We start from the raw sequence: 12,270 nt of genomic DNA, 5'->3' as shown, positions 1-12,270 counted from the left end.
GCATAAAGATTTCTATTTATAGCCACTGTAATTCATTGCCGAGAACAGTGGTGTGTGCACTGGCCATGTTATCGCCTGCCAATTAGCGGGGTTTCTCCCTATGCCTCCCTTATTTAACTTCAATTCAAGTGTGATTAGGGAGGAATTCGAAATGAGTAATACAGTACGGCCCGTACTTGTGCTGGGAGTGGTTTTGGGGTTCTCTGTGTTATTGCGTGCACAATCAATTGTGCCGCTGACAGGGCATACGTTAAGCCGACATGAGTTGAAAAAATATATTGTCGCGGCACATACGCCAGAACAGAATAGCGCTCTCGCACTCTATTTTCACCAACAACAGCGATCCTTTAGCGCGAAAGCAGCTGACGAGAAATCAGAGTGGGAGCGTCGGAGACAAGTCTCAGTTAGCGTGGGAGTGAAATATCCTGCTCCCGCAGACTCCGCTCATAACCTCTACGACTATTACGCATATGAAGCTAACCAAATGCTACATCGTGCGACTCAGTACGAGCTGAAGTCAAAACAGGTGCAAGTTAGCCAACCAGGTAAGCTCTAAAAGCTTGGCTGGCAGAGAGCTCAATGCTGTTATTTACTGAAGCCTTTTATAAACTCAATCTTTATAAAACTTCTATAGGTTCCTTATGTCTTCCTAATGCAGGGAGAATTTCCATATCTGTATGGATTACGAACATCGGTTGAGAAGCAACAATTCTTGCAAAAGATAAGAGTGCCGTATTTTTTCAACTTGATTTTCAGTAGATGAAAGGCCACATAAATGCATTTTTGCATGAATTATATTACAAAGATTTTTACCTTTTTCGTATTGATTTTTATTTTCACTACTTCATCCGCACTAGCGAAGATCAGTTCGCAGGAGTCGGCATCTCCTGACAATTCTAGTGTTGACAGGGCCCACGGGGTTATCATCGCACCTGAAAACCTATCCTTGTTCAGTGCGAAGGTCTCGTCGACTGTAGCCTCGACGGATTCGGCGTCAAACACTTATATTTTGCTTCAGGATGCTTCCAGCTCAACGACGGCTGCGCCAGCTCCCGCAACTCCAACTACTCCCCCTGATAATGGATTTTTTCACCGCCTGGGACGAGCTTATGTATCGGATTGGGCCGGAAATGGTCCAGTTACCATCACGAAGGAGCCGCGTCGCGGAACCCCAGCTCCGATTTTTTCACCTCCGTACCCCGGTACGGACTGGCCAATTGGCGGAACTCCGCTCATAGGTGTGCCCGACGGTCAAACCTATCCTCTGATGCAAGCCATCAATGAGAACAAGTCAAAATCAAAAATCTATGGATGGATTGAGATTGGAGCGAATGGCTCGACGAATAATAAGACCAATGCTTCAAAGGGAATTCCATCAAACTTTCCCTCGGCTTACGACGAGTATGCTAATACTGTTCAGTTAGACCAAGCGGCACTCTACTTTGAAAAAATCCCTAACACGGCACAGAAAGAACATTTTGATTGGGGTTACAGGCTAACTTTGCTGTACGGCGTTGACTATCGCTTCACTACGGCCAAGGGCATGTTGAGTCAGCAGTTATTACTCAAAAATAATCAGTATGGATTCGATCCGGTAATGGCATACTACGATTTCTATTTTCCTCATGTTGGAGAGGGGATGGATGTTCGCGTTGGCCGCTACATCTCGTTGCCTGACATTGAGGCACAGTTAGCTCCAAACAACTACACCTACTCGCACTCTATCTTGTATACCTTCGACTGCTATACGCAGACGGGCGTAAATGTAACCGTCAAGGCTTCTAGCCACTGGACGGTACAGGGCGGCCTCTCCCCCGGCTGCGACGTGATGCCCTGGACTACCGATGCCAAGGTGACCGGAAACTTCTGCGCAACCTTTACCTGGTCCAATGGTGGAAACGCTCTGAATACCTGTGCCAATAGTATCAATGATGGTAAGTATGCCTATAACAATTTAGCCGCATACTATGAGACCTGGTATCACCGCATCAACGCCAGATGGCATACCGATACCGAGTTCTGGTATCAGTACATGAAAGCTACGCCTAATATGTATTGGTACAATGGAATAGATCCGGCTACAGGAATCCAATATGCTCCAACAGCAAGAACGCCTTGGCCTGAAACTACTTTTCAGCGCCCTGGACAGGGCGCGGTCAACCTAAACTTCGGCGCTGTTTGTCAGGATCCGCGTCTTCCTGCGGCGAAACAATCGGCACGCTGCTATGCTCCGGATGTAGCGATTACCAACTACCTTGAGCATAACTTCTGGCATAACCAGGCGTCGCTAAACATCCGCAACGAATATGTGGATGACATCAAGGGGCAACGTACCGGCACGCCAGCCAAATACGAAGAGCATATGGTTGGGTTTGACTTCTGGGCCGGTTCTACCATTACTTTCCGCCCTGAGGTCAGCTACACTCATGCCTATACGAAGTACGGCGTTACGGCTCTGAATATCTCTCCTGGAGCTTCGATCGCTAATCTTCAGAGTGTCTCTCAAGGAAACCCTCCAAATCCTCTAGGCCTAGGGAAGAATCAGGCGCTTACGCTGGCTGCCGATCTGATTTGGCACTTCTAGGGTAGAACTGCTCCAGATGAGGTGTATCGGTTTGGAGCGATCCAAGCCGATACACCTTTAAATCGCTTTTAGATCACGAAGTAATGTACTTGCCTTCGGCGGTATTGTTATTTCGTTCCGATAGCAATCCCATGCTAAGAAAAATAGAGCCTAATACAAGATGATAGATATGATCTCCCGTATGTAGAAGCATTGGCCCGATAGGCCAGGCTCTATTTATAGTTGGGTCACCAAACAGCATGCCAAGAATAGCCAGTGCAAGATAGAAAATTCCAGATCCTATGCAGAAGCGGCCGGCTACTTTCGTCCTCATAAAGCTAACAGCTAGCGCTAACGTTCCCCAAATGAGCAGCATTAGATTGTGATACTTGTTCATCTGAGTGCCGCTAACGATTGCTAGGACCGCCATGAAGACAGACAATCCGCCAAACAAGCGACATGCAATCTTTGCGCTGTCGCTCGCTCTTTTCATCCGTCTGTAGTTCTGGATAGTTGCTGCAAGCCCTGCGATGTCCGTAAACAGAAGTGCGGTAATTTGTAGTAACGTGCCGACAAAGATGCCAGCGGCAAATTTACCGACTGAACCGGGATGGGTCAGCCGCAGAACTCCCGCAGGCATACGCGCAAACCAGCCGGAAGTCACTAATAACGCGATCAGCGCTCCGATCAGAGGCGTCCACCACCAGCGGGTTCCTATCGTAACAATCGCCGCCACGGCAATAAATACCACAGGCCCTGGAGGAAATTTGGGATAGGCAGGATCGCCTGAGAACCACTGTATCCATATTGCAACCGCAGAACTGATGAGCCCTGCAATCGTCAACGTCGTCAAAACGGTAAACTTTGCTTTCATCGCATGCTCCATACCTGCCTCATTGACACCCTCTTTCTTGCTCGCGTTTCATTTCAGCATTGCGGCAACAGGCGTGCAGTAAAGATTGGTGAAGCAATCTCAAGATTTGTAAAGAGATCACAATCCGTTCAGCTGAGTAGTAGGGAAGTAGGGAACATCAAATGAACCGAGAAGAAAAAGGGTCACGAAATAGTTGCTCCTGCCGAGGAACGTGGTTCTCGCAGGCAGCACGGCGATTTTCGTAAAAGTCGTTTTCTTAAATTATTTATAGGTGTTGAATTTTTACGTTGCCGAGCACTCAGGCTTAGAATCTTCACGGAGCGATTGCTCAACGTAAGTTATTGATTCTAAAGTGGCGGAGACAGGGATTCATATAACGCCACTAAGCAATTTAGTTTCATCTACTTACTGCTTTGATGTTTGAGGAATACCCCCGAAAATACCCCCCCCGTAGGCAAAACAGGTTCGTCTTTTAGATTGGCGGCTGGATTTCCCCAGCTTTGACGGCGCGGGTGAGGAAATTGGGTGTCACATCGTCCACAGCTTGTTCGACGTACTCCTGCCATTTCATCTTTGAGCGCAACTGGCTTGAACTGTCGAGATAGTTCGCTATAGCGTCCCCAATTTCTTCCAGTTTCTTCTTGCGGTCATTGCGACGTTTGTTTCCCACAAGCGCATTGCTCTTGCAGGTCTTGGAGCAATACACCGTCTGACGGCCTTTTTGCTGCTTGATAAACCAACGACAGCATTGCTTGCATGGCGCATTCAAACGTAGCCGCTCAGGGTTGAGCAACAACTGAATGAAATAGACCGACACAATATCGGCATCTTTGCCGGGAACCGGAAGCATTTGCGCCCCACCTTCAGCAACGAACGTCAATCGGCCTTCCCAAGTTGATGCAATCTGCCAGAAGTTCGGGTCTGTTGCGCGACGGTGCATCTTCCTAATGTCCGGGCCTGATTCCAGCCACCGGGTCACAAGATCGACAAGCCTATTGTGGGCAGTCTCGTCCACCTGTGTGCTTGCCTGTGAGCCGTCGTTTAGAACGTCTGCAATTCCTTGCAGCGTTAGCAAGCTCACTTCATCTTGATAGCCCTTCGCCGTCTTCATAAAAATAGTGTAATCCAGTTTTATATATTTTAGATTACTGATTATTTGGCGGATTACAAAATTCGACCCATACTCGCCTTCATGTCCAAGGGATTTCAGTTGGACATCAGGAGGAAATATGGGCGAAACACTGTTGAGGTTGCCGGATGTGATGGGTCGTACAGGACTATCCCGGTCTGCTGTCTATGCGTCAGAAGGTTTTCCAAAGCCGGTGAAGATCGGTGGCCGCGCCGTTGCGTGGCTTCAATCAGAGGTCGAAGCATGGATTGCCGAGACTATCAGAACAAACCGTAGCGAGAGCAGCGCGGCATGAGAACGCTGACGTTCTCCCTTCTGCTAGTGCTGGCTTGGGCTTGCATTGCGGCTTACTAACCACCCAAACAACACACAAGTTCAAACAAGAGTGCATCGCATGTTCCCCTTTGGCATCGACAAACCCAATTCGTTCGACTCAAGCAACGACTCCATAACAACGGAACCGACGCAGGAGTTAGAGCCAGCGAGTGATGTGGTTGAACACCCAAAACTTCCACCCGGATTGCTTGGATGGATTGCACAGTTCATCTACAACTCTGCCTACAAGCCCATTCCGATAGTCGCGTTGGCTGCTGCAATGGCTTACATGGCTGCTATTTTCGGGCGCAGTTACAACGTATTCAACACTGGCTTGAATTTGTATATAGCACTGCTTGCTCCAACAGGAACTGGCAAGGAAGGTGCAACAAGCGGAATACACCGCATCAATGAAGCAGTGCGTGAACAAGTTCCGTCGTTGGATTGCATAGGTCCAAATTTTGCATCACCACAAGCAGCCAATCGTTATATGGCAAAGAATTCGCAATGCGTTCTTAGCATCGTGCCTGAAATTGGACATTACTTTCAGAGGCTCAACGCAAAGAATGCGAGTGCTAACGACAAGGGAATGAAACAGTTTCAGCTAGCTGCTTATAACAAGTCTGGTTACGGGGAGATTCTTTCCGGTTCCGTATTCGCTGACGGCACGAAAGACTTTCCAGCTATTCAACGGCCTGCATACAGCATGTTTGGGGAATCGACTCAAGAGGAGTATTTCAAAGCCTTCACTGAAGCAAGCATCTCTGAAGGCACCATGTCGCGCATTTTGAATCTTGAATATTCAGGCCCGCGACCACCATCGAACCACAACGCTACGACACGCCCGCATCCAGACCTTGTAAACAAACTCTCTGAAGCTACTGCTCACTCGAAGTTTATTGAAGGTCGCAACGAAGTTATCAGAGTTGGCTTTGCCGATGATTTTGCTAATCAATTCCAGCGGGATTATGAAAACGATTGTGACAGACAGATCAACAACGCCAGCAATGAAATAACAAAACAACTCTATAACCGCGCCCACATGCAGTTGTTGAGACTAGCAGCCCTTGTTGCGGTCGGCGTGAATTACATCCAGCCGATGATAACTGTTGAGCATTTGGAGTGGGCCAAGAGCATTGTTGATGCAAGTCTCAAAACAACAATCAGCCGCTTTGAATCCGGCAAAGTTGGCGATATTAGTCCGCACATAATTCAGCATGAACAGCTATTGAACTGCTTGAGGCAGTATCTCAAAAAGGAATGGCAATCATCGTATGTGCGCAACTACGGCATCACGCAAGATCACAAGAATCAGCGCGTCATTACTTATCGCTACATAAAAACCATGTTGCACCGGCAACCAGCGTTCCGTAATGCCCACAATCCAAAACAAGCCTTGGACAACATGATTCAGGAGTTTGTAAGCAGCGCATATTTGATTGAAGTGAGAGACCGCGGAATGGAAAAGTATCGCGGCAATTCTGTAGGCAAGATGTGGCTTGTCAACAACGTTGGTTGAGTTGGTAGAGGGTCTGCTATGCAAGTCGAGTCATATCAATGCGTTGGTAGGTTGGTGCGGTTGGTAGGAAATATGACTGTAAAGACTCCTCAGAGAAGTGCAAACCCTCTTCTCTACCAACTCTACCAACTTACCAACTGACACATAAACATGAAGATAACTTACCAATTATTTATCAATTGACACCAACTCAAAATCGACTTACTTACTAGCAGGATTTTTATGAACAACTACGCAGCAACAACAGTGAAACGGCAACGTTGTGTGTACCGCAATCTGTGGGCAACAGTGTTGACCGATTCTTTCACGGATGCAATTCACGGCGACAAAGCAAGCATGTTGTGGTTCACAGCAAAAGGCGGTATGTTCTCAACTCTTTGCATGTTGCTTGATTTACCTGAACAGAAAATCCGCGAAGTAGTGTTGAAAGGACAAACAAAAAAATGAATAAGCAAGATTACGAGAACGCTGCACTTGAACTGCAACGCTCAATGCAAAGCAAGTTCACAGGCGATGTGAGAACCAATTTCATACTCATTGAATATCTAGGCCGGTTTGCCTGTGACTATGTGAAGGGCAAATACCCATACGCAATTCCGATGTTCGTAACCAACAGAGCGGGCAAGCGCACCCATGTAGGCATCTACGACAATGGCGGCATCGAGCTTACAGAAAAGCAAAACTTTTCACGCGAACAACGCAGGCCGCAACTCTTAGGCCCGCTGGTTGAGTATCACAACAGTTCTGAATATGTGGTGTGGCGTGAGACGGCACGGACGATCATCAAAGCAAACCCGCATGAATCGCCTGAATCGTGCTCATCGTTAGCCGCATTCATGATGATGGAACGCATTGCTAAAGGGGCTGGCCCACAAGCGTTGGAATGGACAACGTTGAACAGCAACTTCATGCAGTAAGCGGAAAAATCAGAGACCCCGAAGATGTGGGCAAGGCTAACCCTCACGGCGCAGCCTAGACAGGCAGGACGGGCCATCCAGACGCAAATGCGGGGCACTTCACAGCAAGGATAGATTGACCATGAATCAAATCGGCAGACATACCGGTAAACGCAAGCAGTGGAACCGCGCTGTTGAAGCGTTGCTGCTGACCACAACAAGCCGCGATGCTGCCAAGGCTGCTGGCATTAGTGAAACAACGCTGTATCGCTATCTCAACGATGGTTCGTTCAGAGCTATGTACAACGAAGCAAAACGCCGGATGTTAGACGGCACAATCAACAAGCTTCGTCTTGCAAGTTCGGGTGCGGTTGATGTGTTGGAAGCAATTGCGCATGACCCTGCTTCTCCACAGTCTGCGCGTGTTGCAGCCGCAAAGACTCTGTTAGAGATGGCCGTTCGTTGTGGAGCTATTGAAGAAATTGAACAACGCCTTTTGGAGTTGGAAGCAAGCAACGCCAAAGTGATTGAGGGGGTGCGAAGTGAACAAGACGGCCTTGCTACGCCGGATAGCGAAGTTGGAGAAAGCAACTGGCGTGGACGTGAAGTTGACAATGCCGGATGGAACGGTGCGCATGATGCGGCAACAGACAATGTTTGAAACGTTCGCAGATTCTGTAGTTGGAACGACAACACCTGAGACGGCAATCATGCTGGCTTCGATTGCCGATAATTCAGGAACGAAATTAGCAGCACTACTAAAAGCAGTAATGCAGTGAGGAGAAAACAACAATGAACGACCAAGAGCGCCTTCGTCAGCTTGTCATGGGTTCCGCGAGACAAGCAGCTAACCATCCAAGTGTGGGCACAGCAGTAAACCTTCAGGGCCGTGCTGAAGACATTGACCCGATGCGCTATTTCACAACGCAGGATTACAACGGGCGTGTGCTGCCTCAAGAGAAATACAAACCAGTGAAGCCACTGCCGCCAGTAGGTGTTTTCGGCAAGCTGTTCCGCTAACCATCAATTCAAATCAACGGAGGGAAAACCATGAGCACATTTGCAGAAGTCATACAAGAGGAATACGACTTTGATTTTGCCGTTCTACACAAGGCAGGCGAACATCAGCTTGCAGCAGAGATTCATAACGTTGCGCAGCGGTGGGCAGTAGTCAAACAGAAGTACAAACAAGGCTATATCGCAGACCTTGAAGAGAGATATGACGCAGCCGTAATTCATGCAAGAGAAATTCAGGCCAACTTTGAGGCAATCAAGCAATCAACGTTTCGGGCACGTCAGCAGATGGTTGAGGCTGAGAATGAAGTACGGAACACCGCTACTGTTTTGCAGCAGCTTCGCTATGCCAGCAATTCAAACAAGAGTTTGAAAACTAGAGCAGAGACGGCAGAGCAAGAAAAGCAGCTTCGGACAGCAGAGCAGATTGCCCACAATGTCGCTTATGCTCATGGGGCTGCGCAACAAAACTACAACAACGCTTGCCGCATGGAAGAAGAAGCATACACTGCTGTTGCTAAAGCGCAAGCCACTGCAAAGAGCCTTCAGGCAGAATTGGATGTGCTTTCAGGCAAGCAGCGCGTTCAGGGTCAGGGTGGATTTTATCTTTCGTAGGCCGAAAAGAAATCCCCCATTCTTTGATCGTCTGGGTTAGAGTGCCCCTGAACCCTCTGGTTTTCCTTCCATGCTGATGCCAAGCCCCTAGCAATAGGGGCTTTTCTTTGTCTTGAATGGTGGACTTCAATTGTTACCTGTACCACAATGACCGTAGTGGTATACGTAACAGTGAGGTTGAAAATGAAATTCATCGGTTATTACCGCGTCAGTACCGTCAAACAGGGTGTTTCAGGTCTTGGCCTAGAGGCACAAAAAGAGACCGTGCGCGGGTACTTGAATAGCGTCCCTCGTTGGAAAATGGTTGATGAGGTTGTTGAAGTCGAAAGCGGCAAGCGCAATGACCGCCCGGAACTTGCGAGAGCACTAGCACTCTGCCGTGTGCACCGTGCAACGCTCATTGTTGCGAAACTTGACCGTCTCGCCCGCAATGCTCACTTCGTTACAGGCTTGATGGAAAGCGGCGTTGACTTCGTCGTTGTTGACTGCCCACACTTCAACAAACTCACCATTACCATTCTTGCGGCGGTTGCTGAAGCTGAAGCGAAAGCCATCTCCGAACGTACCAAGGTCGCTCTACAGGCTGCTAAGGCGCGAGGGGTGAGGCTTGGGGGCAACAGAGGCCGTCTGAGCGCGTCTGTGAGCCTTGCAGGGGCAAAGGCGAGTGCTCAGATGAGGCAGGGCCGGGCAAGAGTGTGGGCATCAGATGTGTTGCCGGTCATTCGCTCAATACAAGCCGATGGTGCAAGATCGCTCAGAGCCGTTGCAGCCGAACTGAATGAAAAGGGTGTTCCCAGCCCCAGCAGTGGAGTGTGGCACGGCAACAGTGTTAGGCGTGTTCTGGCTCAAACACCAAGCATGTAGTGGTACGTTTCACTCGTCTGCATCTCTAAACTTGCGACCATTACGTTTTGCAGGAGCGCGGAGTTGTAAGGATTCTTGAACAGCGGCACTCACAGGCTCAATGACACGAGTAATCTTTCGCGCTGTTGATAGTTTTCCGTTCTTCATATATTGAGTCGTTACCAGTTCGACTCGGTATAGGTCACCTTCGTAGAAGCCTATTTCTCGTGAATGAACACGGCCTTTGAACACAGGGTCTTCCATATCGACCTGATATTTTTTATTCCCGTCAGACACAGACCACTTTCCCTCAACGAAAGCTGGCTTCAAAATCTGAACGATAAGTTCTTGTGGGCCACCCGCTGAACTTTTGTTATCCGATAACATCGGCATTTCAACATCGGGAACGTCAGGAAAATCCTGTTGCTGGAGGTCAGCAATCTCTTCTGAATCACGTTTTATACGAATTTTGCTGTCGGGCCGTTTCAGTGGAATTGCAACCTTCGCTGCTGCCGACAATACTTTAGGGCTTTGATAAAGCTGGCTGGTAGCTTGATCTACCGTAATGTTTACGTTGTTGCCGGTGTTGTAAATGAAAAGCTTTTTGCTTTCATCGTATTCAGTTCGCTCAGGCTTTTTGCCGCCCAATCGGCCTAAGAGCTTGAACAAACCTTCAACAGCAACATCTGCAACTTTGTCCTTGGCCTTTTCAATTGCCTTTCCCATTACCTGACCAACCAATTGGTCAGCGCCGAGAACATACATTGCTGGTATCAAGGCAGCACTTGGGTCTGTCAGGAATTGATGAATATGTATAAGCACTTCAAATGAGCCTTCTTTGAAGTCAGCTTTTACATTGGTTTCTACCGTCGTTTGTGAACCGTTTAGTGTGGCATTGGCGGCTTCAAACAATTCACCCATTGCTACGAGGGCGGGGCCGAGTGCCGCTACACTCATTTCACCGTCACGTATTTCTTCGCCGTCGTATATAAGACTGAAGATTTCGCTTGCCAAACGTACCCTTTCCTAACCAAGAATCGAAGGCTTGATGAATACATAAAACAGGGATACAGCAATGGATCAGTTTCACGGAATCATACAGCATGTTGGCTCTGCCTGCGGCTGTACCAGCAACAACCGCTACGCAACCCTTTCATGCAGCGGAATCACTTTGACTTCACGCATCGTTCTTTCCAAGTAGTCTGCCCACTCCTGCATCATCTTCGCTCTTGGCTCTAAATAGAGGGCGTGATTGTAGGCAGCACTAACGGCGTTGCGTGGCGCGTGAGCAAGCTGCAATTCAATGTGTGCATGGTCGTAGCCTTGCTCATGCAAGATGGTTGACGCTAGCCCACGAAACCCATGCCCCGTCATCCGGCCTTTGTAGCCCATTCTTTCAAGTGCTTTCAGGATGGTGTTGTTACTCATTGGTTTTTTAGGGTTGCGGTCGCCGGGGAAGAGCAATTCACTTTTCCCGTTCAGTTCGCGCAACATCGCCAGCACTTCCAATGCTTGTTTAGCCAGCGGAACAATGTGGGGAGTCCGCATCTTCATGCGTTCTGCTGGAATGTCCCAACGGCCAGCTTCAAGATCAAACTCTGACCACTTCGCCTCAATCAGTTCGGTTGTCCGCACAAACGTCATTGCAAGCAGCTTCATTGCAAGACGTGTTACTGGAGTGCCTTGATAAATCTCAATCCGCTTGAGCAGCGTTGAAAGCTCTCTTTGGTCGATGCGGGCGTAGTTCTGTTTCGGAACGGATTTCAGAATATCGCGTGGCTTGATGTCTGTTGCAGGGTTGCGTGTTGCCATGCCGTGAGCGATAGCGTAACGGAACACTTGGCCGGTTGTCTCAAGAGCGCGTTTTGCAATGTCGTAGGCTTCGCGTTGTTCGATGACCTTGACCATCTTTACAACGTCGGGTGCTTTGATTTCCTCAATAGGGAACGCGCCCAAGTGCGGCAGAATGTCAGCATCCATCCGGCGTGTCACCTGTAGAACGTGACGTGAGCTTTTCCCACATTGCCAGTGTTTCAACCATTGAGCGGCAACCTTAGCAAAAGAGCTTTCGCTGGCGATGCGTTCCTCCGTCTTGTCAGCCTTGCGCCGCGCCATCGGGTCGATACCAGCGGCCAGCAACTTGCGGGCGTCCTGATGGAGTTCTCTGGCCTTCGCAAGTCCCACATCCGGGTACTTACCGTAGGAGATCAGCTTTTCTTTGCCCTCAAAACGGTAGCCCCAACGCCACAGCTTCCCACCCGCCGGTGTTACCCACAAGTACAGCCCTTCACCGTCGCTCATACTGTAGGCTTTCTCCGCCGCCTTTGCCTTCTTGATTGCTGTGTCTGACAGTGCCATGTGCCCTGAACCCCCGCTTTCTGAAAATACCCCCTGCTTTGAGAGAAGGATACCCCCTGAAATACCCCCTCGCAAGCGTGGCTTCAGCAGGACGCGCTCAGACGTCTAGGGACGTAAAAACTGAAAAACCTCAGTGTTTACTGA

14 protein-coding genes are annotated in these 12,270 nt (G+C 48.9%); 10 read left to right on the top strand and 4 right to left on the bottom strand.

Features of this window, described 5'->3' with window-relative positions; genetic code table 11:
- The first annotated feature begins 151 nt into the window (after positions 1–151).
- Entirely contained in the window at positions 152–556 is a 405-nt protein-coding gene (locus IEW09_RS06445; RefSeq protein ID WP_188553382.1) for a hypothetical protein, read from the top strand.
- A 231-nt stretch (positions 557–787) separates the two neighbouring features.
- Entirely contained in the window at positions 788–2,584 is a 1,797-nt protein-coding gene (locus IEW09_RS06440) for an outer membrane beta-barrel protein (RefSeq protein ID WP_188553381.1), read from the top strand.
- Between the two features lie 73 nt (positions 2,585–2,657).
- On the opposite strand, the gene IEW09_RS06435 is transcribed toward IEW09_RS06440, so the two are convergent.
- The gene (locus IEW09_RS06435) at positions 2,658–3,437 is read right to left on the bottom strand and encodes a DUF4383 domain-containing protein (protein WP_188553380.1); all 780 of its coding nucleotides are present in this window, start codon (positions 3,435–3,437) and stop codon (positions 2,658–2,660) included.
- A gap of 472 nt (positions 3,438–3,909) precedes the next feature.
- Complete coding sequence (locus tag IEW09_RS06430) at positions 3,910–4,548, bottom strand: hypothetical protein (protein ID WP_188553379.1); 639 nt, start codon at positions 4,546–4,548, stop codon at positions 3,910–3,912.
- 118 nt (positions 4,549–4,666) lie between these two features.
- Between IEW09_RS06430 and IEW09_RS06425 the strand changes: the two genes are divergently transcribed.
- The 8 genes from IEW09_RS06425 to IEW09_RS06390 all read left to right on the top strand — a co-directional run bounded on the left by IEW09_RS06425 (position 4,667) and on the right by IEW09_RS06390 (position 9,789).
- Complete coding sequence (locus tag IEW09_RS06425) at positions 4,667–4,861, top strand: helix-turn-helix transcriptional regulator (protein ID WP_188553378.1); 195 nt, start codon at positions 4,667–4,669, stop codon at positions 4,859–4,861.
- Positions 4,862–4,960: 99 nt separating this feature from the next.
- Positions 4,961–6,400: a hypothetical protein gene (locus IEW09_RS06420; RefSeq protein WP_188553377.1), complete on the top strand. Its 1,440-nt coding sequence runs from the start codon at positions 4,961–4,963 to the stop codon at positions 6,398–6,400.
- Between the two features lie 222 nt (positions 6,401–6,622).
- Entirely contained in the window at positions 6,623–6,847 is a 225-nt protein-coding gene (locus IEW09_RS06415) for a hypothetical protein (protein WP_188553376.1), read from the top strand.
- On the top strand, positions 6,844–7,317 hold the full coding sequence (locus tag IEW09_RS06410; protein ID WP_188553375.1) for a hypothetical protein: 474 nt from the start codon (positions 6,844–6,846) through the stop codon (positions 7,315–7,317). The genes IEW09_RS06415 and IEW09_RS06410 overlap by 4 nt, the downstream gene beginning before the upstream one ends.
- 121 nt (positions 7,318–7,438) lie before the next feature.
- Positions 7,439–7,957, top strand: a complete 519-nt coding sequence (locus IEW09_RS06405) for a TetR/AcrR family transcriptional regulator (protein ID WP_188553374.1) — start codon at positions 7,439–7,441, stop codon at positions 7,955–7,957.
- 131 nt (positions 7,958–8,088) lie between these two features.
- Positions 8,089–8,316 carry a hypothetical protein gene (locus IEW09_RS06400; protein WP_188553373.1) on the top strand — a complete coding sequence of 76 codons (228 nt, stop codon included), beginning with the start codon at positions 8,089–8,091 and terminating at the stop codon, positions 8,314–8,316.
- Positions 8,317–8,346: 30 nt separating this feature from the next.
- Positions 8,347–8,925 carry a hypothetical protein gene (locus IEW09_RS06395; RefSeq protein WP_188553372.1) on the top strand — a complete coding sequence of 193 codons (579 nt, stop codon included), beginning with the start codon at positions 8,347–8,349 and terminating at the stop codon, positions 8,923–8,925.
- A gap of 183 nt (positions 8,926–9,108) precedes the next feature.
- The gene (locus IEW09_RS06390) at positions 9,109–9,789 is read left to right on the top strand and encodes a recombinase family protein (RefSeq protein ID WP_188554328.1); all 681 of its coding nucleotides are present in this window, start codon (positions 9,109–9,111) and stop codon (positions 9,787–9,789) included.
- Between the two features lie 9 nt (positions 9,790–9,798).
- On the opposite strand, the gene IEW09_RS06385 is transcribed toward IEW09_RS06390, so the two are convergent.
- Together IEW09_RS06385 and IEW09_RS06380 are read right to left on the bottom strand one after the other, a co-directional pair.
- Positions 9,799–10,782 carry an LAPAL motif-containing putative phage structural protein gene (locus tag IEW09_RS06385; protein WP_188553371.1) on the bottom strand — a complete coding sequence of 328 codons (984 nt, stop codon included), beginning with the start codon at positions 10,780–10,782 and terminating at the stop codon, positions 9,799–9,801.
- Between the two features lie 126 nt (positions 10,783–10,908).
- Entirely contained in the window at positions 10,909–12,126 is a 1,218-nt protein-coding gene (locus IEW09_RS06380) for a tyrosine-type recombinase/integrase (RefSeq protein WP_188553370.1), read from the bottom strand.
- Positions 12,127–12,270 lie beyond the last annotated feature (144 nt).

This window comes from Edaphobacter dinghuensis, assembly GCF_014640335.1.
Taxonomy (GTDB): domain Bacteria; phylum Acidobacteriota; class Terriglobia; order Terriglobales; family Acidobacteriaceae; genus Edaphobacter; species Edaphobacter dinghuensis.
The sequence above is the reverse complement of the archived record's forward strand: the minus strand, read 5'-3'. Positions and strand labels throughout refer to the sequence as shown.

Bases quoted from the DNA above. Each gene is read 5' to 3' on its own strand.
- IEW09_RS06380 (WP_188553370.1), bottom strand. From the start codon at position 12,126: ATGGCACTGTCAGACACAGCAATCAAGAAGGCAAAGGCGGCGGAGAAA.
- IEW09_RS06430 (WP_188553379.1), bottom strand. From the start codon at position 4,548: ATGAAGACGGCGAAGGGCTATCAAGATGAAGTGAGCTTGCTAACGCTG.
- IEW09_RS06440 (WP_188553381.1), top strand. From the start codon at position 788: ATGAATTATATTACAAAGATTTTTACCTTTTTCGTATTGATTTTTATT.
- IEW09_RS06445 (WP_188553382.1), top strand. From the start codon at position 152: ATGAGTAATACAGTACGGCCCGTACTTGTGCTGGGAGTGGTTTTGGGG.
- IEW09_RS06400 (WP_188553373.1), top strand. From the start codon at position 8,089: ATGAACGACCAAGAGCGCCTTCGTCAGCTTGTCATGGGTTCCGCGAGA.
- IEW09_RS06435 (WP_188553380.1), bottom strand. From the start codon at position 3,437: ATGAAAGCAAAGTTTACCGTTTTGACGACGTTGACGATTGCAGGGCTC.
- IEW09_RS06405 (WP_188553374.1), top strand. From the start codon at position 7,439: ATGAATCAAATCGGCAGACATACCGGTAAACGCAAGCAGTGGAACCGC.
- IEW09_RS06390 (WP_188554328.1), top strand. From the start codon at position 9,109: ATGAAATTCATCGGTTATTACCGCGTCAGTACCGTCAAACAGGGTGTT.
- IEW09_RS06420 (WP_188553377.1), top strand. From the start codon at position 4,961: ATGTTCCCCTTTGGCATCGACAAACCCAATTCGTTCGACTCAAGCAAC.
- IEW09_RS06395 (WP_188553372.1), top strand. From the start codon at position 8,347: ATGAGCACATTTGCAGAAGTCATACAAGAGGAATACGACTTTGATTTT.
- IEW09_RS06425 (WP_188553378.1), top strand. From the start codon at position 4,667: ATGGGCGAAACACTGTTGAGGTTGCCGGATGTGATGGGTCGTACAGGA.
- IEW09_RS06415 (WP_188553376.1), top strand. From the start codon at position 6,623: ATGAACAACTACGCAGCAACAACAGTGAAACGGCAACGTTGTGTGTAC.
- IEW09_RS06410 (WP_188553375.1), top strand. From the start codon at position 6,844: ATGAATAAGCAAGATTACGAGAACGCTGCACTTGAACTGCAACGCTCA.